This is a genomic window from Paenibacillus sp. XY044, from assembly GCF_002257645.1.
Lineage (GTDB): Bacteria > Bacillota > Bacilli > Paenibacillales > Paenibacillaceae > Paenibacillus_AQ.
The window spans coordinates 1,179,055-1,202,730 of sequence record NZ_NQMO01000001.1 but is presented as its reverse complement, the minus strand read 5'-3'; the positions used below and the strand labels follow the sequence as shown (position 1 = coordinate 1,202,730).

General features: G+C 52.6%; 19 protein-coding genes. 3 read left to right on the top strand and 16 right to left on the bottom strand.

The window, feature by feature from the left end; all coding sequences use genetic code 11:
* Positions 1-24 precede the first annotated feature (24 nt).
* From CJP46_RS05635 to CJP46_RS05600, 8 genes are all read right to left on the bottom strand, one after another.
* Positions 25-2,106: an alpha-glucuronidase family glycosyl hydrolase gene (locus tag CJP46_RS05635; RefSeq protein WP_256992198.1), complete on the bottom strand. Its 2,082-nt coding sequence runs from the start codon at positions 2,104-2,106 to the stop codon at positions 25-27.
* Between the two features lie 20 nt (positions 2,107-2,126).
* Positions 2,127-2,801 carry a GntR family transcriptional regulator gene (locus CJP46_RS05630; protein WP_094594580.1) on the bottom strand — a complete coding sequence of 225 codons (675 nt, stop codon included), beginning with the start codon at positions 2,799-2,801 and terminating at the stop codon, positions 2,127-2,129.
* 117 nt (positions 2,802-2,918) lie between these two features.
* Positions 2,919-3,716 carry a Nif3-like dinuclear metal center hexameric protein gene (locus CJP46_RS05625; RefSeq protein ID WP_094594579.1) on the bottom strand — a complete coding sequence of 266 codons (798 nt, stop codon included), beginning with the start codon at positions 3,714-3,716 and terminating at the stop codon, positions 2,919-2,921.
* A 161-nt stretch (positions 3,717-3,877) separates the two neighbouring features.
* The gene (locus tag CJP46_RS05620; RefSeq protein ID WP_094594578.1) at positions 3,878-5,509 is read right to left on the bottom strand and encodes an ABC transporter substrate-binding protein; all 1,632 of its coding nucleotides are present in this window, start codon (positions 5,507-5,509) and stop codon (positions 3,878-3,880) included.
* Positions 5,510-5,581: 72 nt separating this feature from the next.
* Entirely contained in the window at positions 5,582-6,451 is an 870-nt protein-coding gene (locus tag CJP46_RS05615) for a carbohydrate ABC transporter permease (RefSeq protein ID WP_094594577.1), read from the bottom strand.
* A 13-nt stretch (positions 6,452-6,464) separates the two neighbouring features.
* The gene (locus CJP46_RS05610) at positions 6,465-7,427 is read right to left on the bottom strand and encodes an ABC transporter permease (protein WP_094594576.1); all 963 of its coding nucleotides are present in this window, start codon (positions 7,425-7,427) and stop codon (positions 6,465-6,467) included.
* Between the two features lie 522 nt (positions 7,428-7,949).
* Entirely contained in the window at positions 7,950-8,945 is a 996-nt protein-coding gene (locus CJP46_RS05605) for a BadF/BadG/BcrA/BcrD ATPase family protein (protein ID WP_094594575.1), read from the bottom strand.
* A 139-nt stretch (positions 8,946-9,084) separates the two neighbouring features.
* The gene (locus tag CJP46_RS05600; protein ID WP_094594574.1) at positions 9,085-10,386 is read right to left on the bottom strand and encodes an arsenic transporter; all 1,302 of its coding nucleotides are present in this window, start codon (positions 10,384-10,386) and stop codon (positions 9,085-9,087) included.
* A 304-nt stretch (positions 10,387-10,690) separates the two neighbouring features.
* Between CJP46_RS05600 and cypC the strand changes: the two genes are divergently transcribed.
* Positions 10,691-11,944 (top strand): CYP152 family fatty-acid peroxygenase CypC, encoded by a 1,254-nt coding sequence (gene cypC / locus CJP46_RS05595; RefSeq protein ID WP_094594573.1) that lies wholly within the window; start codon positions 10,691-10,693, stop codon positions 11,942-11,944.
* Between the two features lie 158 nt (positions 11,945-12,102).
* On the opposite strand, the gene CJP46_RS05590 is transcribed toward cypC, so the two are convergent.
* Complete coding sequence (locus CJP46_RS05590) at positions 12,103-12,372, bottom strand: YrhK family protein (protein ID WP_179281041.1); 270 nt, start codon at positions 12,370-12,372, stop codon at positions 12,103-12,105.
* A 331-nt stretch (positions 12,373-12,703) separates the two neighbouring features.
* Between CJP46_RS05590 and CJP46_RS05585 the strand changes: the two genes are divergently transcribed.
* Positions 12,704-14,440 (top strand): ABC transporter ATP-binding protein, encoded by a 1,737-nt coding sequence (locus tag CJP46_RS05585; RefSeq protein WP_094594571.1) that lies wholly within the window; start codon positions 12,704-12,706, stop codon positions 14,438-14,440.
* 102 nt (positions 14,441-14,542) lie between these two features.
* Here CJP46_RS05585 and CJP46_RS05580 read toward each other — a convergent pair whose 3' ends face one another.
* From CJP46_RS05580 to CJP46_RS05550, 7 genes are all read right to left on the bottom strand, one after another.
* Entirely contained in the window at positions 14,543-14,806 is a 264-nt protein-coding gene (locus CJP46_RS05580; RefSeq protein WP_076166519.1) for an HPr family phosphocarrier protein, read from the bottom strand.
* A gap of 3 nt (positions 14,807-14,809) precedes the next feature.
* Positions 14,810-16,534 (bottom strand): phosphoenolpyruvate--protein phosphotransferase, encoded by a 1,725-nt coding sequence (gene ptsP / locus CJP46_RS05575; RefSeq protein WP_094594570.1) that lies wholly within the window; start codon positions 16,532-16,534, stop codon positions 14,810-14,812.
* 72 nt (positions 16,535-16,606) lie between these two features.
* Positions 16,607-17,746, bottom strand: coding sequence for a mannitol-1-phosphate 5-dehydrogenase (locus tag CJP46_RS05570; protein WP_094594569.1), 1,140 nt, complete (start codon positions 17,744-17,746; stop codon positions 16,607-16,609).
* Positions 17,743-18,180 (bottom strand): PTS mannitol transporter subunit IIA, encoded by a 438-nt coding sequence (locus CJP46_RS05565; RefSeq protein WP_094595085.1) that lies wholly within the window; start codon positions 18,178-18,180, stop codon positions 17,743-17,745. Before CJP46_RS05565 ends, CJP46_RS05570 begins: the two co-directional genes overlap by 4 nt.
* 5 nt (positions 18,181-18,185) lie before the next feature.
* Positions 18,186-20,357, bottom strand: coding sequence for a BglG family transcription antiterminator (locus CJP46_RS05560; protein ID WP_179281040.1), 2,172 nt, complete (start codon positions 20,355-20,357; stop codon positions 18,186-18,188).
* An 86-nt stretch (positions 20,358-20,443) separates the two neighbouring features.
* Positions 20,444-21,916: a PTS mannitol transporter subunit IIBC gene (locus CJP46_RS05555; RefSeq protein ID WP_094594567.1), complete on the bottom strand. Its 1,473-nt coding sequence runs from the start codon at positions 21,914-21,916 to the stop codon at positions 20,444-20,446.
* Between the two features lie 537 nt (positions 21,917-22,453).
* Entirely contained in the window at positions 22,454-22,879 is a 426-nt protein-coding gene (locus CJP46_RS05550) for a DoxX family protein (RefSeq protein WP_373557960.1), read from the bottom strand.
* A gap of 150 nt (positions 22,880-23,029) precedes the next feature.
* Here CJP46_RS05550 and CJP46_RS05545 point away from each other — a divergent pair, with 150 nt between their 5' ends.
* Complete coding sequence (locus CJP46_RS05545) at positions 23,030-23,581, top strand: helix-turn-helix domain-containing protein (protein WP_094594566.1); 552 nt, start codon at positions 23,030-23,032, stop codon at positions 23,579-23,581.
* Positions 23,582-23,676 lie beyond the last annotated feature (95 nt).

Genomic DNA, 23,676 nt, shown 5'->3' with positions numbered 1-23,676 from the left:
CCCGTAAGGATGATGGTTGAATGACTAATAGATGGTTCGGCCGGATGCGTCCGGGATACCGGATTTACGGTAAAAATACGTATTGATGACATCCCGCCATTCCTTGGCATGCTCCAGTTGGATATGCAGCCGCTCCAGGACATTCCGGTAGCGGCGTTCATCGATGTAGTTCTCCAGCTTCTGCCAACACCCGATCAGCTGCTCCACGCCTTCCACCCCGTTATAATGGGTGTCGTAGATATGCTGGATCACGGTCTTGCCGGAATGGAGCACATGGCTGTAAGGAACATGATGGAAGAACAGCAGCAGCTCATCCGGACAAGATTCCAGCGATTCATAACGCTGTGCATTTTCAGGGAAGTATTGGGAGACGTAGCCGGTCCCGTCCTGGATCGTCCGGTTCACACCAATGCCGTGGCAATCGGCAAAATGGTACGTCCCCCACACCGAATACTCATAACCGTCGACATTCGGTCCGTAGTGATGACCCGGATTAACCATCCAGCCGACGCCAAGCGGTGACGTGTAGCTCTCATAGATGTGCCAGGAGTCTGCCAGCATGGACTTCACTTCTTCGGAAACCAAGGATTCCCCGCCAAAAGTCAGAGAAATCCACTCGTCTGTGATATCCACTTCAGTCAGATCCGGATTCCAGGCGAGGCGTCCGTAGCCGTAAAGATTGGCTTGCGCCAGCGTATGTCCGGTCCAGTTGTGGTCGTCGCCCACGTTGATCACTGCAGCAATTCCGGAGGCACGGTACGGATATATTCCCCCAGAGACCACTTTCTTGACCTCGGTGCCTTGACCTTGGGCGAACGTGTCAAAGTCCAGAATTTCCTTCCACTGGGGAATGAGATAGCACAGATGCTTCTGCTGCCCCGTATACTCCTGCGTGATCTGAAACTCCAGCATCTGATTCGTGCCGGTCATCGCTCCAAGAAGCGGGGATACCGCTTCACGGACCTGAAAATCCATCGGCCCGTTCTTGATTTGGAGAATGACATTGTCTTTGAACTGCCCATCCAACGGCTTAAAATGGTCATACGCCGCGCGGGCCCGGTCCGTTGAGCGGTCTCTCCAGTCCTGCAGGCAGTTGTACACGAAGCATCTCCAAATGACAAGCCCGCCGAACGGCTCCAGCGCTTCCGCCAGCATGTTCGAACCGTCCGCATGCGTACGGTCATATGTAAACGGCCCCGGCCGGTGCTCCGAATCCGCTTTGACGACAAATCCCCCGAAATCCGGAATATAGCCATAAATTTCCTTTGCTTTTTCCTTCCACCAATCACCTACGCGGGAATCCAGCGGATCAGCCGTATCCAGTCCCCCCAGCTCGATGGGACTTGCATAGTTGATGCTGAGAAACAATCGAATGCCGTAGCGGCGGAAAATGTCCGCCACGTTCGCCACATCCGGCAGAAACGGCTCTGTAATTAGCTGCGTTTCCGTGCGGTGAACATTGACATTATTAATCGCGATGCCGTTCACGCCGATGGACGCCATCAGCCTGGCATAGTCCCGGATCCGGGACTTATCATCCACAAAGCGGTTATTCTGAAAAAAAATCGACCGGCCGGCATACCCCCGCTCAATGGAACCGTCCATATTGTCCCAATGGTTCATCATGCGCAGCGGATTTCGCGGGCTGTCCGTCACATCTAAACGGTTCAATTCTTGCCCGGTCCGCAGGATCCGCAGCAGATGGAATGTGCCGTACAAGAGGCCCTTGTCCGTATTCGCAATCACATAAAGCGAGTTTCCGCCGTTCTCGGAGTGAAGCCGGACGGTATACCCTTCATCCCCCAGTTCCTTGATTCGCGCTGCATTCATCCAGTCCTCCTGTAAACCGATCTCGTCCAATAGAGCAAGCCGAATCAGGTTTGACGCCCGCCGTTCCGGGTCTGACACTATCGCGGGGAGGGTGCCGGTCATTTCACGAATGCCGTGCGTGAGTTCGGTGAGCGCGGAATCTATCACATCCGAATCGCCATATACCGCGATTTGGGTCAGTTCCTTCATCCCGCCGAGTGATGCATTTTTCGTATAGCTAAGCCAGCCCTGATCCGCTGACGAGTATGGAAGCCTTGCCTCTTGTGCCATAAGCATCTCGTCCCTCCTGCTGTTCTTTATATGAAATAATGCGGATATTTCTCTTTTAAAAAGTCCTGCTCCACGACGACTAGGCGGAGATGCTGCTCCATCACCTTCATCGCATTTGCTTTCTCCTGCTGAATGATCAGCTGATAGATCTCCTTATGCTGACGAATAATATTTTCCCAGTTGGAATCTTTGGAGAGCCGCAGCAGCCGCAGCCTGTTAAAATGAATGTTCAGCTGCTGCAGCATTTTCCAAGTCCGTTGTTTGCCCGTAGCGTCGAACAGGATCTGATGGTACTCTTCATCCAGCTCAAACAGTCTGTAAAAATTGTTCTGTCCGGCGCATACATCCTGCATTGCAATGTTGGCTTCAATGCTGAACCGGGCATCTTCATCCAATTGGTCGCAGGCCAGCGCCACGATTTCCTTTTCCAGCTTCTCGCGGATAAACCGGCCTTCCTCCACATGCTTCAGGTTGATGCGGGACACAATGGTGCCGCTCTGCGGGATGATATCCAGCAGTTCCTCTTCAGCAAGCTTCATGAACGCTTCCCTGACAGGCGTTCTGCTGACGTTCAGCTCGTCCGCAATTTCCTTCTCCGAAATTTTGGTGCCGGGCTCCAGCTCCAAATGAAGAATTCTTTCCCTTAACAGGTTATAGGAATAGGCCCTGGTGGAACCTTTGATTTTCTGCTCTGTCGACATTACGGTTACCTCTTTCTCCTTGCATTCATTTCATCGCACTTGAAGGTTGAAATGAATGCCAATTACTCTTTTATTAAGACAAACATTCGGACCACTTAGCGGTCACTTATAAGCCACTTACAGGATTTCAATCATAGAGCCGGTGGGAATAAAGTGAACCGGCAGTCCAGGAAACCTGCTGACGAGACGTTCGCTAATCCGCTTCATCCCCGGTTCCTCGCTCGCCGCATGACCCAGCATCAGCAGCGCTCTGGATCGTCCCTGCGCGGCCGCATCCCAAACATATTCGGGCGTTTCCCACTCCGGCCCTTCTCCAATGATCATTAGATCCAAACCTTCTTGCTCATACAAGGGGATTGCATGCTGTCCTCCACCCCTGTACCCGACGGCAATTCCGATATGCCTGCAGAACGCCTCGGGATCGCCGACGGCACGCAGGTATGGCAAGTTCAGCTTCTGTTTCACATGCTCAGCGATCTCGGTTAACTTACGGCTCTGCGGCAGCCGCACTACGGAAGCTGTTCCGAGGTCCTTGTGCTCATAGCCCTCCCATTCCAACGCGCGCAGCAGTCCTGCTGTTATGATATCCGGCCGATAGCTGTGCGGATGATCGTGAAACCGGTAAATGACCAAGTTTTCCGACTCGATGAGATTCCACTTGGCAGAGTGGACGGATTCTTCCGGATCGTTGCCCCTCTCCTCCTGATGACTGTAGAAAGCCCCTTCGTGCGTTATCAGCAGGTTCGCCCCAAGCCGGACCGCTTCTCGGACAACCTCATGGGAAGCAACGAACGCGACCCCGATTCCGCGGACCACCGCATCGTGCGATCCGGTAACGATCCCGTCGATCCGGGATTCCAAAGCGCCGGCAGGTGCCGTTAAATACGATATGATCTCCTGAGCGGTAACACTCAAACGCAATCACTCCTTCGGCCCATTGAGGCATGGGTATTAGGTACGGATGTCAGGCAAAATGACGGCGCAACATCCTGCGAGGTTGAAAACAGGCTGCCATTTCGCTCGCGAAACGGCAACCCGATTCGTGTGACTTCCTAAAGGTTCGTGTTTGGGATTACTTACTTCTTTTCTTTATATGCTTTATACGTCTTGTTGGCAAGCTTCACATAATTATCCAGTCCCTGTCCCTTGAGTTCGCTCACAAATGTGTCGAATTGGGACAAAGGACGTTCGCCGAGAATGAATTTCAGCGTGTTTTGATCCGAGTAATCTTTCAGCGGCGTGCTCAGCAGTGTAGCCTGCTCACGGTCCTCCACGGAATACGGGATCGGCGGCTCGGCCGGTACGACGGTTTTCGTCTGTTTCATATCTTCCTGGAACTTCTTTTCTTCATCGCTAAACATCGATTGCAGCAGCTCCGTCGTTCCGCCGTAGGCGAACACCCCGCCGGAAAAGCCGTATTCGATCCGCAGGTCCTTCGTTCCTTTCGGATTCAGGCCGTTATAGTTGATATCGTCGACCAGCTTCCGGACGCCGTTCTCCTTGGTATACGTTACCCCTTCAACGCCCCACTTGGCAAACTCTTCGCCTTCGTCGCTGTAGTAGAGCCAGTCAACAAACTGAAGGATCGCTTTAAAGTTCGGGTTTTCCTTTGCTTTAGCCAGAATCATGACGCCGTTCTCAAGACGGGAGCCGGACATCAGCTGACCCGCAGGTCCTCCAGGTACCGTAATTTTGGCAACGGAGAATTTGCCCTCGCCAAGCGATTTGTTCATGTCCGTGCGGTGCAGCACGACAGTCTGGGAGTTGCCGTTAATGACGAACGATTTGCCGGATACGAACTTCTGAATCGCCTGGTCATCCGTTTGCGTAAAGCTTTCCTTGTCCAGCAAGCCTTCGGATACGAGCTTGTTGAAATAGGTCAGCATATCTTTGTATTCCGGCGTGGTAGATGTGTACACGAACTCGTCGGCGTCCGCCTTGTAAGTGAGTCCGTTGCCGAAGCCCCAGCCGCCTTTCGTTCCGAATCCGGTCGCCGCAATATTCAGCGTACTGTTGAACTGGAAACGGTCGGAGAACGGAATCGAGTCCGGATAAATTTCCTTTAGCTTCTTGAGGGCGGTGTACAGCTCATCCCAGGTCGCTGGAATCGGAATGTTGTTCTTTTCAAAAATGTCGGTCCGTACGAGCAGCGTATAATCCGGCCATACCTCTTCATGCAGTCCAGGAAGCACATAATATTTGCCGTCCTCCTGCCGGAGGCCGTCCAATTCCTCTTCCATGCCCCATTTCTCGACTTTGTCCTTAAAGTTCGGCATCATGTCGATGTAATCGCTTACCGGCAGAATCGCGCCGGATGACACGAAAGAGGCTTCCTCGCCCGGATACGTTTTCGGAATGACCAGCGGAGCATCCCCCGAACTGATCAGCAGCGAGCGCTTCTGGCTGTAATCGCTCATCGGAACGATAGTTGGCTGCAGGGTGACTCCCGTTCTTTTCGTAATTTCCTGGAACAGCATCCAATCCTTCTTGTAAGGGTATGCCGGCTGGTCGCTGAACAGGATCGGCAGGTTAAACGGCTCGGATGCCTTGAACGAAACGTTGGCGCCGTAATTCTCCATTGCGCCTTTGGATTGGTCCTTGGCTTCTCCGCTGCCCCCGCCAAGATTGTTGCTGCAGGCTGCTACCGTCAGGCTCATCACCGCGGCCATCAGCGTCATTCCCCACTTTTTACGAGAACGCTTGAACATTTGTATAACTCCCCCCATGAATGGATATCGTACTGCAAAGCTATGAAATGAATGCAGTGATCCGGATCGGATTCATCCTTTCACGGAACCCAGCATAACACCCGACACAAAATACTTTTGCACAAAAGGGTAGATCAGCAGAATCGGCAGAATGGTCAGAACCATGGTGACCGATTTAATATTCGCGGATATCTGGGTCAGGTTATCCGCAGATGCCCCCGCGGAAGCTCCGCCCGTTGCCCCGGCAATGAGGTTCCTCAAGTAAACGGTGACCGGAAACAGTTCTTTCTGATCCATGTACAGGAAGGCGGAGAACCATGAGTTCCAATGCCCCACCGCGTAGAACAGCATCATGGTGGCCATGATGGCCTTACTAAGCGGAAGAATGATGCGGAACAGAATACCGTACGTATTCAAACCGTCGATAGAAGCCGCTTCTTCCAGCTCCTCCGGCATGTTCTCGAAAAAAGATTTCATAATAAGCATGTTGTAGATGCTGATGGCTCCCGGGACAACGATCGCCCAGATCGAATTGGCAAAGCCAATGCTGTTAATCAGCACATAGTTCGGGATGAGTCCGCCATTAAAGAACATGGTGAACACCGCGAACATCGTCAAAAACTTGCGTCCCATCAATCTTTTCTTGGACAAGGCATAAGCGAAGATCGTTGTCATGAACATCGAAATGGCCGTTCCGACCACCGTATAGACCACGGTGTTTTTGTAGTTCGTCCAGAACATTGCGTCCTTAGCCACCGTCCGGTATGTGTCGATATTGAAACCTCTTGGAATCAAGTTGACCTTTCCCGCATTGATATAAGCCTCACTGCTGAAGGATTGGGCAAGCACGTTAATAAAAGGAAACACCGTAATGAAGACGATCAGCAGCAAAATAACCGTGTTGACGACGTTAAACACTTTATAAGAAACGGAATCTTTCACTCGAGGCACCTCCCTACCATAGGCTTCTTTCCGTTACTTTTCTCGAAATCGCATTGACCGAGAACACCAGGATGAGTCCGATAACCGATTCGAACAATCCAATGGCCGTGGCGTAGCTGAAGCTGCTGGATTGAAGACCGACCCGGTACAAATATGTAGAAATGACGTCGGAAGTTTCGTAGATGACCGGATTGTACAGCAGCAGTATTTTTTCAAAGCCGATCGCCAGGAAGCTGCCCATGTTCAGGATCAGCAGGGTTACGATGGTCGGCAGAATGCCGGGGATCGTAACGTGCAGCGTCTGCTTCCAGCGGTTGGCGCCGTCGATTTTGGCTGCTTCGTACAGCGACTCGTCAATCGTCGTCAGTGCGGCCAGATACAGAATCGCTCCCCAGCCCATGCCCTGCCACACTTCGGAGGTGACGTATATCGCCCGGAACCACTCGGCCCGCTGCATGAAATTAATGCCGTCCCCACCGAAGAAACGAATGAGTGCATTGATGGAGCCGCTCGCCGAAGTCATCTGCAGAATCATGCCGGCCACGATGACAATCGACAGGAAGTGCGGCATGTACGAGGCGGTTTGAACGAATTTCTTGAATTTCTTGTTCTTCACTTCATTGAGCAGTAACGCAAAGATGATCGGAATCGGGAACGTGAACAGCAGGGTCAACGCGCCGAGAATCAGCGTGTTCGTAAATACTTTCCAGAAGGTGGGATCCTGGATAAACATCCGGAAGTAGTGAAGCCCTACCCATTTCTCTCCATAAATGCTCCCGCCGGGAACAAAACGACGGAAAGCGATGACGTTGCCGATCATCGGGCCGTATTTGAAAATGAGCAGGTAAATGATCGGTAATACCAAGAGCGAATACAACTGCCAGTCTTTGCGTAAAAGCCTACCCACGGAGCGCTGCTTCTGCTTCTTGACGGCTCTCTCCTGAGTCAAGGCGGGGCTTACGGCCTTCGTTTCCATTCTTCAGATCACTCCAATCCACGCAGAACATGTCGCTGTTATTTTTACATTTCTCGTACCAATCCATCTGATGTCTCGCGCAACCATTTCCAATATGAACATTCATCCCAGACCCGGCAGTCATCCGTTAAACCGCTTACAATTTGCCTGCTGACTGCGGCCGTCGAAAGCTGCGAAATGACCTCCCCTTTCCTAAAGCGCTTACAATTAATCTTCAAAAAACCCATTTACACATAGCCGCAAAGCTTTGTTGACCTTCATAAATAAAAGACCGGGATGAACATGGTGAGGCAGTTCAGAAGAAAATTGGAATACTAGTATAACTAGTATGGTAGTTGAGTTGTTTTTATTGTAAAGGACCTTTTCCTGGATTTCAATATTTTTCTTTGGGTCCCCATAAAAAAAGTTACATCGTCTGGTAAACAAAAAAAACAAAGCCTGTTGCAGCAGGCTTTGTTTAGTAAATGTATCATATCGGTTTCATGTCTTCCGTGACGTTAGGATCGGTCCCCTTCAAATTCTTTAAATAAGCCTGCTCGTCCAGATGCCAGCTGAGCAACTTAACCTCTTAAGGACACCGTCCGTAACTGGAAGCCCCAACTGCTCCATTGCATATAGGAAAGAGCCTACTACGGGAGGAAAATGCGGCGCCATCAGAGTAAAAGGTCTCCCCGGATCACTCAAGGCGATATGCCCAAGTTTTTTCTGAAAATAAGCGCTGTTCGCTACGCTGCCGATACACGCAACCTGCAGGTTTTCCGCCCGAAAATGGCTGCCGATCAAGCGGATCCCGACCACGATCTGATGAATGGATCGGTCGCAAACCGCCTGGGCTAATAAACTGCCTTCTGTGGCAGCCTCCGTGACATAAGGGGCGAAGGCACCAAATATCCGGTCTCTTTCCCGGCGATCCTCATGAAAACCGTTCCTTCCCATAAATGCGAGCTCCCCAAGGTCGGCTGCGCCCCAATGCGAAAGCATGTTAAGAATCAGGTCCGCGTCGGTATCGTCCGTATGCCCGGCAATCGCTTCATAAACGGCGTCATAGGCCAGAAACCTGGCCGCGCTGGCAGCGTAATGATGATAGTCATAATTGCGGATGTATTGCCCTTCTTCATTGATGCCGAAGATGATTGAGCCGGTACCGGAAATGACCACGACCCCGGGCTGTGCCATCAACGCACCATAATGGGCGGCAACCGCATCATTCACGTGCCACTTCGGACAAGCCATGTCTTGTAACTGCGTCAGCTCCTGTACCCATTCCAGGTCCTTGTCCCGATCGTAGCCGGCGATACCTGCGGCCATGCCGCAAATATCTCCGGGTGAACATCCCGCGATGGAAAGTGCCTTGCGGATGGCTGTCTTGACATTGTCCGTAGCCTGATCATCCCGATGATGCGATGCGGCTTTCTGATCCTCTACGTACGCTACAATGTTTCCATCCGGACTAGCGATGATCACTCTGGTGTTGGAACCCCCTCCGTCGATGCCCATAATCAGCTTGCTTTCAACCATATTGCTCCCCCTGCCCCTTTATCTTTATCTTCCTATTGCAGCTCCATGAAAGAAAACCAGATCGGTCTGAAGCCATCGAGACCAAGTACAGTGATGCTCGGAACAACAGCTCCGTAAAGCCGCCCTCTACCGCTCCGGCCTATGAATTTAGGATGACCAGCCATACATACAACCCCGTCAATGTGATCAGTAAGGTCGGAATGGTCAGTACCAATCCTGTCTTAAAATAACTCCCCCATGTGATCTTGACCCCTTTATTGCCCAGAACATGGAGCCAGAGGAGCGTGGCCAGCGAACCGATCGGTGTCATTTTGGGCCCCAGGTCCGAACCGATTACATTCGCATACACCAATGCCTCCCTGATGACACCCGCCGTATGAGTCGTATCGATCGCGAGCGCGCCAATCATGACGGTCGGCAGATTGTTCATCACCGATGACAGCACCGCCGAAAGAAATCCCATCGCTAATGTAGCTGCGAACAAACCATGATCGGACGCAGCCTGGATCACTTTTGCCAGCAGATCCGTAAGTCCCGCATTTCGCAAGCCGTAGACGACGACATACATGCCCACCGAAAAAAAGACGATGGCCCACGGAGCCCCCCTCAAGACGGCTTTCACCGGCACAGCCGGACTTCTTCGCGCCATGAGCAGGAAAAATACGGCGACGATTCCGACGACCAAGGACACCGGAATATTCAAAAACTCACTGGCAAAATATCCGACCAAAAGGACCGCCAGAACGATCCAGGACATCCGGAACATCCGGCGGTCCTTAATCGCTTCCTCCGGAGCAGCCAAATCCCCGGCTTCGAAGCATTTCGGGATACTTTTCCGGAAGAACAGGTACAAGACCATGGTACTGCCCGCCAGGGCAAACACATCCGGCACGATCATGTGACCGGCGTACTCCATAAACGTGATGCCAAAGAAATCCGCTGAGACGATGTTGACAAGATTGCTGACGACAAGCGGCAGCGAGGTCGTATCCGCGATAAACCCGCTCGCCATAATAAAGGCAAACACTTTCTTCTCGTCAAAATGCAGCGCCCTGACCATCGCGAGCACAATGGGCGTCAGAATAAGGGCAGCCCCGTCATTGGCAAAAAATGCCGAAACGATGGCTCCCAGGAACGTTACATAGATAAACATGCGTAAACCGTTTCCCCGTGCCGCTTGAGCCATATGCAAGGCGGACCATTCAAAAAAACCGATGCGATCCAGAATAAGAGAAACAATGATGATGCCTATGAATGCCAGCGTCGCATTCCACACGATCTGGGTTACATCCCATACATCGCGAAATGTAACGACGCCCGCAAGCAGCGCAAAAACCGCTCCGCCGCAAGCCGACCAACCGATGGACAGCTTTTTAGGCTGCCAGATAACCAAAGCGATGGTAGTCATAAAAATAAGAATGGACAAAACGACCGATAACAACGCTGCTAATACCTCCCGTATGATCCGCTGCTGAAAAGATTCTCCAAATATAGTCACTCATAAATTATAGCGGCCCCTGAAGTTTCGTCCATCACAATTTTTCAAGCCTCTCCGAACAAGCAGTCATTCACTTTCCGCTCCTTGTTCGCAATTGTCTTTTATCCCGCGTACTAGATGGGAATACTTGTATCCGTACTCTGTTTATCCGGAACTATCCCATGTCCTTGCCGGATACGATCAATCTCGTGCGGTTCGGGTATGTATAAATTATGCGGTTAACTAGACGAAGGAGGTTGCGTTCATCATGGAACAATTCAGACCGATTCCGACAGAAGAAGGCTTGGATCACAGTTTGACACTTTTAAAAGAAGGCTATCTATACATCACGAATCGAACCCTTGGATTTCAATCGGACGTGTTCGAGACACGTTTGCTGGGCCAACGAGCTATATGCATGCGCGGGGAAGAAGCCGCCCGGCTCTTTTATGACGAGGATAAATTTATCCGTCACGGTGCCGCCCCCACGCGCGTGCTTAAAACGCTGTTCGGCGAAAACGGAGTTCAGACGCTGGACGGCGAAGCCCATCGCCACCGCAAAGCGATGTTCATGTCCCTCATGTCCGACGAGGCGATGCACCGCATACGTGAGCTGACCCGGAAGTATTGGGAGCTTGCGGCCAAACGCTTTGAAACACAGAAAGAGATCGTAATATACGAGGAAGCCAAACCATTGTTATGCCAGGCGGCCTGTGAATGGGCAGGGGTTCCGCTGCCGCCGGAAGAAGTTCCCGAGAAAACCGGGTGGCTAAGCGCCTTGTTCGATTCCCCCGCATCCATTGGGATCACTTATGTGAAGGGTCGGAATGCCAGAACCAAGGTGGAGAAATGGCTTGGCAGCCTGATCGAGGATGTACGCGCCAACCGCTTCACGGCGACGGAACATTCGGCCTTAGCCGTCATTTCCTTCCACCGCGATTTGAATGGCGAGCTGCTCGACATCAATACCGCGGCTGTGGAATTGGCAAATATCATTCGCCCGATCGTTGCGGTCTCCATCTACGTTGCTTTTACGGCACTAGCCGTCATTCAGCAGCCGGAGGAGCGGGAGAAATTGGCCGGCTCGAATGAGGTGAAACTTGGTCATTTCATACAGGAAGTCCGCCGTTTCTACCCCTTTTTTCCGGTCCTGGCGGCACGCACGGCAAGGGATTTTATATGGAACGGCTATCGGTTTGAAGAAGGTACGTTAACCATTCTTGATTTGTACGGCACAAATCATCACCCGGACCTGTGGGACAAGCCCGAGCGGTTTATGCCGGATCGTTTCCATCAGTGGAAAGGAACCCCTTTCAGCTTTATTCCTCAAGGCGGAGGCGATCACGATATGGGGCACCGGTGCGCCGGAGAATGGCTTACCCTGGAAATGATGAAGGAAAGCCTTGATTTCCTGGCAAACCGCATGAGCTATGACGTGCCTCAGCAGGATGTAAGCTACAGCTTCAACGATATTCCCTCGCTGCCTCACAGCAAAATCATCATTCAAAACGTTCGCGTTTAAGGAAGCACTTCAATCAGGGCAGCTTCCCATCGTTCACGAAACAGAGAAAAAGCCGCAGCAATGCGGCTTTTTAACTTGCAAAGAAATGATCGTTTCCGTGGTCCATGCAAAAGATCTGGATTCACATCGCAGCCAGATCTCTTCTATTGTGGAGTGACTTAGCGCTCTTTCCAATCCATTTTGCCCAAAATGCGCAGGATGCTGCGTACAAGCATTTGGCAGCTGCCCATCACGAACAGCCACACGCCCGCCGTCTGCGTCGAATTCTGAAAAAACAGCATGCTGCCGGCGATGTAACACAGCGAAATGATAATATCGCTTGCGATCCGCAAAACCTTGCCGGGATCATGGACCACTAGCCGGTGGTGAGGGAACTTGATCACCCAATGCCCGTTGTGCTCATCCTTGTGTAGCTGCTCAAATTCCACGAAATGATGTCGGATAACATATCAGCTCCTTTCGAGTTACACGAAGAGGACTGCCTGCACAGGAGCCTGCCATCTGTTTGTATAGAAAGAACGTTTTATTTCATTACCCGCCTCATATTCAGTGAATCAAATCGCGTGGCGTAGGTAAGGCACGCCCAGGCAGCAGTAATTTTTAGTTATAGGCAAATATTACTCCTAAAAGGAAATCCCTTCGGATATGATGAAAGTAAACCTAACGGAAAGGGTGTTTTCTATGAAAAAATTCGCCGTCTTACCTACCAACAGGAGGGCGACTATACTATAACCCTCCTGCAATACGGGAGGAATCCAATTGAATTCCAAAATCCATAAATTCATTTCCTACTATAAACCCTACAAGGGACTGTTTGCCGCCGATATGGCATGCGCTTTTATTTTGTCGGCGATTACGCTTGTTCTTCCGCTCGGTGTCCGCTACATCACCTCGGAGCTGCTTGACGGAACTTATTCGGACGCCCTGTCCCGAATCTATGCTGTCGGTGCGGGATTGCTCACATTGGTGATCCTGCATATCGTCTGTGAGGTATTTGTAGATTACAAAGGCCATATGATGGGTGCCATGATGGAAGGCGACATGCGGAGCGAACTCTTCGAACACTTGCAGAAGCTTTCGTTCCGCTTTTATGACGAACAGAAAACCGGCCAGCTGATGACCCGGACCACGAACGACATTTTGTCCCTTGCCGAGCTGTACCATCACGGACCGGAGGACCTGCTCATATCCATCCTGAAATTTACAGGTGCGTTTATCATTTTAATCGCGATCGACGTCAAGCTGACCCTGATCGTCTTTCTGTTCTTGCCGGTGATGGCTGTGTACGCCTTTTATTTTAACCGGAAAATGAACGCGGCCCTGCGGGTCAGCCGGGACCGGATCGGAGACATTAATGAACAGGTGGAAGACTCGCTCTCCGGAATCCGCGTCGTCAAATCGTTTACAAACGAGCAGGTGGAGATCCGCAAGTTCGCCCGTGCCAACGACCGCTTTCTCCAAAGCCGTAGCGACGGGTATAAGAGCGAAGCGATCTTCTCAGGCGGGATGATCGGCTTTACGCAGCTGATTACCGTCGCCGTCATCGTCTTCGGCGGAGCCGCCATCGTCCATTCGTCGATGAAGCTGCCGGACTTGCTGACTTTCTTTTTGTGCATCGGCATTCTGATCGAGCCCATTCAACGAATGGTGAATTTCGCAAGGCTGTATCAGGAAGGCATGACGGGGTTTGACCGGTTCATGGAGATTTTGGAGGTGGAGCCGGATATATCCGACGCGCCGGATGCCAGCGAGCTCTCCCATGCCGAAGGACGAGTGGAATTCCGGCAGGTATCCTTCAAATATAAAGTAAATCATCGTGAAGTGCTGACCGACCTGTCACTCACGATCGAAGCGGGCGAATATGTTGCGCTCGTCGGGCCGTCCGGCGTCGGAAAAACGACGCTGTGCTCCCTGATCCCCCGGTTTTATGAAGTGAGCGGAGGGACGATTCTTCTGGACGGCAATGATATCCGCAGTTTGACTTTGCGTTCCCTGCGGCAGAACATCGGCATCGTCCAGCAGGATGTTTATTTATTTGCCGGCACTGTCATCGATAATATCCGTTACGGCAACATGGAGGCGACCCGCGAGGAAGTCATTGAGGCTACCAAACAGGCCTATGCCCACGATTTTATTATGGGGCTGCCGGACGGCTACGATACCGACATCGGCCAGCGCGGGGTGAAGTTATCCGGCGGTCAGAAGCAGCGGCTCAGCATTGCAAGAGTGTTTCTCAAAAATCCGCCCGTGATCATCTTCGACGAAGCCACGAGTTCCCTCGATAACGACAGTGAGCAGGCGGTTCAAGCATCGCTGGAGAAACTGTCCGACAACCGTACGACTTTGGTGATCGCCCATCGGCTGTCCACGGTCCGGAATGCAGAGCGGATCATCGTTCTGACCGATGACGGGGTTGCGGAACAAGGCACGCATGACGAGCTATTGAAGCACAACGGCACCTATGCGCATCTATATAACATGCAGCTTAAGCTGTAGAAAAGAAGCCAGACCGCATCAAGCTTTTCTTGCGATATAAAAAACCATCCAGTCCATCAGGGACTTCTCCCTGAGGCTCTGGATGGTTTTTGCTGCTTCAGACTATTCTTCGTAAATTTTGGTGAGCATTTGGCCCAGCTCCTGCAGTGCCTGCTCTTCCTGCTCGCCGTCCGCTTCCAGTCGAATTTCATCGCCTGCGGCAATTCCCAAGGTTAGCAAACCGAGGGAGCTTTTGCCGTTGGCTTTCTTCTCGCCTTTGAACAGCGTGACTTTACAAGGAAACGTATTTGCCTTTTCTACGAACAGTTTCGAAGGACGGGCATGAAACCCTTGCGGGTGGATGACGGTAAAAGTTTGGGATACCATAGCTTATGCTTCACTCCTTAGTTGTTGGTTGACAAAATCAAGTACCTCTTGCTGAGTGCTCATGCCGAGCGCCTGCTCGGCCAAGCCTGCCCATTCCTCCCGGGACAAGCGGGAAATCAGCTCTCGGGCAGGGAGTATGGACGAGGCGCTCATGCTGAATTCGTACAGTCCAAGCCCGAGAAGCAGCGGAATCGCTGCCGAATCTCCGGCCATTTCGCCGCACATGCCGGCCCATTTGCCGTGTCGGTTGGCCGCCTGGATCACGAGCTGCACCAAGCGGAGAATCGACGGGTGATGCGGCTGATATAAATAGGCGACCGATTCGTTCATGCGGTCCGCGGCCATGGTATATTGAATCAGATCGTTCGTGCCTATGCTGAAAAAGTCCACTTCCTTCGCCAACACGTCGGCGGCGATCGCTGCAGCGGGAATTTCGATCATGATGCCAACCTCGAGCGCATCGGACACCTTCGTCCCCTCCTGCTCAAGCTTGGTACGTTCTTCTGCGAGAATCCGCTTGGCTTCGCGAAGCTCGCTCAGAACCGCAATCATCGGGAACATAATGGCGAGCTTGCCGTGTACGCTGGCCCGAAGCAGCGCTCGAAGCTGCGTACGGAACAGATCCTCCTTGTCCAGGCATAAACGGATGGCCCGCTGGCCCAGAAACGGATTCATCTCCTTCGGAAGCTGCAGATACGGCAGCTCTTTGTCACCGCCGATGTCCAGCGTACGGATGACGACGCGCTTGCCGTTCATTTTCTCCAGGACGTGCTTATAGACTGAATACTGCTCTTCTTCGGAAGGGAAGGAATTGCGCCCCATGTACAGGAATTCGGTACGGAACAAGCCGATGCCGTCCGCCCCGTTCGCAACCACCTTCTCCAGATCGTCAATGCCGCCGATATTGCTGGCCAGCTCCAGCTGAACACCGTCTGCAGTGACCGACGGCCGATCCACGTAGCCGCGCATGCGGGTCTTATATTCCTCATATTCAGCCTTGCGCACGGAATATTCCCGAAGCTGCTCATCCGACGGGTTCACGATGACCTGTCCGGCCGTTGCGTCTAGAATGACCGTATCCCCCGTCCGAATCGCAGACGCCCCCGCGCCGGTCCCGACGACGGCCGCCAGTTCAAGGGAGCGGGCCATGATGGCCGAATGCGACGTTCGGCTTCCGATCTCCGTGACAAATCCACGAACGAATTCCAGATTTAACTGGGCCGTATCGGAAGGGGTCAAGTCTTTGGCAATCAGAATGGTTTCGGCGCTCAGCTCGGACAGCGCGCTGTGTTCCCGTCCTTCCAGCTTGCTGATGACCCGCCCCGTAATATCCTTCACGTCCGCCGCGCGTTCCCGCAGCAGCTCGTTATCCATGGACTGCAGCGCTTCGATGATGCTGGAAGCCACTTCGTGCAGGGCATATTCCGCGTTAACGCCTTCGCTCTCAATTTGGTCCATAGCCGTGTCGATCAAGTCCGGATCGTCCAAGAGGAACAGATGGGCTTCGAAAATCTCGGCCTTCTGCGGTCCCAGCCGCTCCAGCGTCGTTTCCCGAATCCGGTCGATATCAGCCTTAGCCGCATCCACGGCGCTGCGCAGCCGCTGTTTCTCGGCCGCAGGATCATCAACCTTTCTCTGCTGCGGGATGGTCTCATCCGCTTCCAGCCGGTACGCTGTGGCAATGGCGATGCCCGGTGATGCGGGCACGCCGGTCAGCAGTTGGCTCATAATCCATACCTCCTTATTGTATATTGCTTTGCGTTTGAATTCATCTATCATGAACGACTCTATCTCGTACGATTATTGATGATTGTATGCCTTCAGGACTTTCTCGGTCAGCACATGGTCTTGATCAAGTCCGCTCACTTCGGCAAAAGCCTGGCGTACGCCTTTGTCCGCGATCAAACCCTGAAGCTTTACGGCCTCCGGATCTTCCGCATAGTCAAACTGAAGCGCCAGCGCCATGACTTCGGTCAAGTTCTCGAAGGAGCCGCCCTGCTCCCAGGCCCGAAGCGCCGGCCGGACCAAGCGGTCTTCCGGGGACAGCTTCCGAATGGGTGACCGGCCTACCCGGACAACCTCATCGCTCAAATAAGGATTGCGGAAGCGATCCATGATCGTGCGGATATAGTTCTCATGCTCCGCAGCGTCAAAGCCGTAAGCGCGCATGAGCATGCTTCCCGTCTCCTGCAAAGCGCCTGTAACCAGCCCGGCGACTTCCTCATCTTTCATCGCTTCCTGGATCGTCGCATATCCTTTCCGGTATCCGGCGTATGCTGCACTGCAATGACCGGTATTTACAGTAAAGAGCTTGCGCTCAATATAAGGAATCAAGTCGTCAACGTAATGAACGCCCTGGATTTCCTGGGTGCCCGGGAACATTTGGGAATGATTGATCACCCATTCGTAGAATCGCTCTACCGTGACCGCGAGCGGATCCTCATGATGCTGCAGCGGCACGATGCGATCCACCGCCGAATCCGGGAAAGCCGCATAAGAAGCGGCTTTTTGCTGTTCTTCCAGGGACAGATGGCCCATGACATGCTCTTTCAGCTGCGTGCTGGCGCCGATCGCATTTTCGCAGGCGATGACATGAAGCGGGCCTGCACCGCGTTCCATGCGAAGCTTCAAACCTGCAGCAATCCCCGGAGCGATGTGTTTCAAAATGTTGACTCCGACAGCCGTCGTGACCAAATCAGCGGAAGCCACCGCCTCCGCAACTGCGGCGGGATCTCGGCCGTCAATAGCACCAACACCCTCTACAGGGATGACCTCCCCGCTTTCGTCGGCAATCGTGACGGTATAGGAACCTCGCTGCTGGATCGTTTGAATCAACGTTTCGTTCACGTCGGAAAAGACGACCTCGTAGCCTGACTGCGAGAGCAGCAGTCCGATAAATCCCCTTCCGATATTCCCAGCGCCGAAATGTAGAGCTCTCATTCTTCCATCCCGCTTTCAAAGATGCTCAAAATTTCCTCGGCGGTTTTTGCCGTACGGATGCCTTCCATACTGTCCTCATCCGAGCAGACCATGGCGACTCCGGTCAGAATGTCCATATGCTCTCCGTTCTGGGCGGCGATCCCGACGACGAGCACCGCCGGCTCATCTCCGCCAAAATCGACCCCATCCGGAATTTGCAGCACAGCCAGCCCGGTCGACTTGATCATTCCTTTGGCTTCGTTCGTTCCATGGGGAATGGCAAGGCCAGCACCCATATAAGTGGACAAAGCGTTTTCGCGTTCAATCATCTTCTCGACATATTCCTGATCCACATGCCCGGCATCGACGAGCATTTGTCCGGCAAGGCGAATGGCTTCGTACTTGTCGGATACTTTAACGTTCAAACGAATTTGATCTGCAGATAAAATACTCATGATGATCACTCTCTCTCCAATTTGTTTTTTAAGTATGCACGGAGGTGGGCGGACATCAGTTCCCTAATGCGCCCTTCATCCCCCTCCGCGAGGGCTTCAATCATATCGGCATCCAGCAGAGTTGCGCTGATTTCGCTCAGCACCTCCAGGGTCTCCCGCTCAAGCTGCCGCGGGGCCAGCATGAGCAAAAAGCGTGACAATTCAACATCGGACGAGTCATCCAGCCTGAAACTATGGTCCAGTTCAAAGAGCATCAACGCCGGCCGTTTCACCGTATCGCTGCGCGTATGAAACAGCGCCAGCTCCGTGCCAGGAATAAGCTGAGTTCCTTGCTGTTCCCGCTGAAGCAGCAGAGCCGCGACCTCTTCCGGGTTCAAAATTACGTCCCGGAGCACCGGCGCTGTGCAGGCTGCGCGCAGCCAGCGATCTAGACTCGGCCTCCCCTCAATCCGCAGCGGAAGCACTCGAAAGTCTTCCAAAAGCTTAACACTCTGCTGGAGGGTTCTGTTCAAAGAACGCAAGCCGTCCATATCAGCTGTGCCGGCCGCTTCCCTGCGGTCGGCAGGCATCTCTTTAAGCTCCGGGGCCAAATCCTCCAGCAGTCCGGGCAGCGGCTGCGCATCCGCCGATGATGCGCCCGGCAGCGGCTTCACGCCACGAAGCCGGATATAATCCCGAAGCCTCTCCGCTTCGGTTGGAGTAAGCAGCGGACTCAGTTTCAAATATTGTTCCTGTGGCAGAGGCAAATCGACGGTACTGATGATTAAATCGTAGTCCGTTCTTGGGATTCTGGCGGCCTCATACCATGAAGCCTGTTCGACGATCTGCAGCTGCGGAAATTCCTTGCGGAGCCTGACCGCCAGCATTTTGGAAGAGCCGATTCCGCTCGTGCATACGATTACCGCACGCAAATGCTGAGGGATCTGGCCGATCCGCTCCCGTGCGGCTCCGAAATGCATCACCAGAAAAGCGATCTCCTCGTCCGGGATGCGAACGGAAGGAAAGACGGCATCCGCTGCCTGCCGGACCCGGCCGAACAGCTCGGCATAATCTTTGCGGATCGTATCCAGCAGAGGATTTCGGATCCGCTGACCGGCAATAATTCGTTCCATCGCCGCTTTCAAATGCATGAACAATCCGTCCCGGAGGGAGCGGTCAGCGGTATAGTCGTTCGCATCCAATTCCCGCATCTTGCGGATGAGCGACCGAACGGTTCCGGCAAGCTCCAAATCATCCGCTGGAAGCATTCCGGACGAATGCGCCGAAGCCCTTTCGAGAAGTTCCGCGGTATACCTCACTTCTGGCAGCGGAAAATCCATGTTCAGAACCTGACTCAGTTCCCTGCAGAGAAGTTCAGCGGATTGTATTTTGTCGTCTTGAGCCGGTACGGCGGATGGCTGATCAAACCGCCTCAGATTGACGAGACGTTCAGCTTCCGCCTCGGTGACTACGATGCCGCTTTGAATGCGGGCTGCCGCGATGGACAGCCGGATCAGCAGATCGGTATAAGCTTCCTCACTGAAGGATTCTTCCTGATGCCGCTCCTCCCACTTCCACAACGTTTCTTCGATCGCCGAAATCCGGTCCGTCCCCGCCATTGAAGCGATTCGGGCATCCACGGGGTGAAGCGGCTTCTGCTCGGAATATCCGATCAGCGACAGGTCATCGAGCCGGAAGCGGACGAGCGTACGAACCGCCTCGCGGATTAAAGGTTCTGAACCGCTAATCTCCACCCCGTAGCCACGCCGGCGGATAAGCAGAAGGCCTTGTTTGCCGATCCAGTCGGTCAAATCGTCCAGGTCCGCGCCTACGGTCGGAACGGTGACCTTCATCTCGTGAGCGAGCGCAAACAGCTTCACCGGTTCCCGCGAACCAAGCAGTCTGGCAAGGAGGTATACCTGCCGCTCATCCGCCGAGTATTCGATCTCGGCGGGCATGAGCAGCTCCGAGCGGACTTGTTCAATCTGAGCAGGATCTCCTTCCACACTGAGGCCGGAACCGGCTTTGCGGTGTAGCGTAATCCCGTGCCGATGGAGATAGCTCTCGACCGCGTCCAGCTCCCTGTGCACCGTCCTCGGGCTGACCCGAATGCTGCTGGCGATTTCGGCAACCGTACTTTCCGAAGGGCTGCGCAGCAGCAAATCCAAGATCTGTCTTACACGGTGTGACAATTCCATGGCCATAAGCCTCCAAAACGACCGCAAAAGGCGCTTGGATGCCGGCCCTCATGCCCGCATCCATTCGCCTCAAGCGTTTTTTATAGTTATTTCAAGCGTTCAACAAGTTCGTCATATTCCGGACTCTTCAGGAAATTGTCGATGGAAATATGCTCTGCTTGCGGCGCTACCCCGCGTGCACGGTCTGTCAGCGTTTTATGCGTAACGACGATATCCGCATCGGACGGAATGTCGCTGATCGCCGTGTTTGTTACTTCGATCGGCGATCCGGCGGCCTTCATTTTCTTGCGAAGGATGGAGGCACCCATGGCACTGGAACCCATTCCGGCGTCGCAGGCGAAGACGATTTTATGAACCTCGTCTTTGCTCTTCTGTCCTTCGGCACTTGCCGCCGCAGGAGCCGTTGCTTCTTTTGCTCCTTCTGTTGCTACAGCAGCCGCTGCAGCCGGAGTTCCGGCGGCTTTCATGTCTTTCATGCGTTTTGTTGCTTCTTCAAGATCGTCCTCGTCTTCTTCCGTCTTCTTGCTGGTTTTAAGCAAAAGCGCAGCGACGACGAAGGAAACGATCGCAGCGGTGATAACGCCGCTCAGGACGGGAAGAATTTCTCCCCGCGGTGCCATGGCCAGGTAAGCGATGATGCTGCCCGGAGATGGCGGGCCAACGAGTCCTGCGTTCAACAGCGAGAACGTGAATGTGCCTGTCACACCACCGGCCATAGCTGCCAGAATGAGGCGCGGGTTCATCAGAATGTACGGGAAGTAAATTTCATGAATCCCGCCAAAGAAGTGGATAATCGCTGCGCCCGGTGCAGATTGGCGCGCAGATCCGCGGCCTACGATCATGTAAGCGAGCAGAATGCCGAGTCCAGGACCTGGGTTCGATTCTAGCATGAACAGGATCGACTTGCCTGCGCTCTGTGCCTGTTCAATGGCGATCGGACTCAGAACACCGTGGTTGATGGCGTTGTTCAGGAACAGCACCTTCGCCGGTTCGATCAAAATATTGACGAGCGGAATCAGGTGGTGGTGAACCAGAAACTCGACGCCTGAGGAAAGCACGTTTGTGACGGCTTCGATGATGCGTCCCACGATCGAATAAGCGATAAGGACGAGCACGCCGCCGATAATACCAAGCGAGAAGTTGTTGACCAGCATTTCGAAGCCGGACTTGATTTTGCCTTCGACGGCTTTGTCAAACTGTTTGAGTACCCAGGCAGCTCCCGGTCCGACGGCCATCGCGCCGAGGAACATCGGAATATCGGTCCCGATGATGACGCCCATGGTGACGAGGGCCCCGATCACGCCGCCGCGCTGCTTGTGCACCATCGTACCGCCGGTGTATCCGATCAGCAGAGGGAGCAGGTACTTGATCATCGGATCGACCAGTTTGGCGAGATATTCGTTCGGAATCCAGCCGGTTGGAATGAACAGTGCCGTAATCAAGCCCCACGCGATGAACGCTCCGATGTTTGGCATGACCATGCCGCTCAGGAAGCGCCCGAATTTTTGAACTCCGACCCGGGCAGCGCCGGATGCGGAGGAAGAAGTGGTTTGGGCCATGAGGATAACCTCCTTGTAGACTTTTGTCGAACGTTGTATTTCAATACGTCGTTCGTCCTATATCCATCCTAGCCGACAACAACCTGACACTCAATAAAATGAAAACGCTATATTGTCAGGAGCCTTGATGACAAAACTTTATGAATCCAGTCTTAACCCTTGCAGTTCCAGGCTTTTGGATGGAAAAGGAGAAAGCGACAAGCAGAGTAAACGATGGGGTTGCGGTCGCGGTTGCGGTCATTTTCGCCCACTCACTCATTGAAGTGAAGCCAGGATTCATATGGTGTTTTCCAAGGAACGGACTTTGCATCTAAGCACCTGATCATGGGTAGCTTTTCCCAATATGCGGTCCTGATTCAAAAATCATAGCTGTTCCCATCATCTGATCGATCTGCTTATAGCATTCTCATCGTTCGTTCTGGCAACATAGACGAATTGCACGATAAAAAAGCACTCACACGGAGTTCGAATGAGCATCATGGATGCGCTGAATTCCAGTGAAAGTGCTTGGATGGATAGTTATTTCAATTTATTGCTTTAATGACTCACCATGTCATTGAATGCTTTTTTTTTCTTGAAAAGAAGGCGGTCAACAGAAATCGAAGCGGGTCCATACACAACCAAATACGAAGATAGAAGGAACAGGCTGAGCTCCACCTCATATCCTGCCGCGCCATCCGTACCCAATAGCCCCCCGGACAGTTTAACCGTCACAATGGCTACAACCATCATGATAAGGAAGACCGCGGATACGATACGCGTCAATAATCCAATGATCAACAGAATGCCACCGGCAACCTCTATGATAGCTGCGGCATACGCCATAAAGCCGGGAAGACCTATGGAGCTGAACCACTGTTCAACATTGCCCAGCCCCATTTGAAATTTGCTGATACCATGCGCCAAAAATATTATACCAAGCACCACTCGTATTAACGTTGGCACCCAAGTTCGCTGCAGCACTTCATTTCACTCCATTCTGAAATATTAGTAATAATTAATTTTGTTTTATATTTGTAATTTACCTGATATTTTTGTGGCATGTCAACAATAAAATTGTTAATATAAAATTAAAATTGATAATACTAATATTTAAAAGGACGCGTGAACGACATGGACATCGGCTCCAATATCCGGGCGATCCGGAAACGCAAAAACATAACGATTGCCCAAATTTGTGAAGATACCGGCTTGTCCCAAGGCTTTTTGAGCCAAGTCGAGACCAATAAAACCTCACCTTCCATCGCTACTCTGGAGAACATTGCGGAGGCACTGAAAGTGCCTCTGGCCTACCTGCTATTGAAAAAGGAAGAGCGGATGCAAATCGTTCGCAGGGACGAGCGAAAAATGACTACAAGCGGAACGGAACATCTTAAAGTGGAACATCTCAGTTCCTCCAAAAATATGCGGATGAGAATCGTCGAAATTCCACCGGGAGCTTCAACAGGCAAAGCCCCGCATGCTCATGAAGGAGAAGAAATCCATCTGGTGATCAGGGGCAAAATTTATGCAGAGCAAGGAGAAGATTCAGCCGAATTCGGCGAAGGAGATTCTTTTTCATGGAACGCCTGTACTCCCCATCTGGTCAAAAATATCGGCAATGACCTTGCAGTCATCCTGATATCCGTCTACTCCGAAACCGAGGATGCGAGTGATCTTCTTTGATACACATTTCCGAATGAGTTTCCGAATAAAAGGGCCGCCTTTAACTCCGAAGGCATAGCCCTTTTTTCTTTGGCAAGCGTTCCTCTTTACAACGA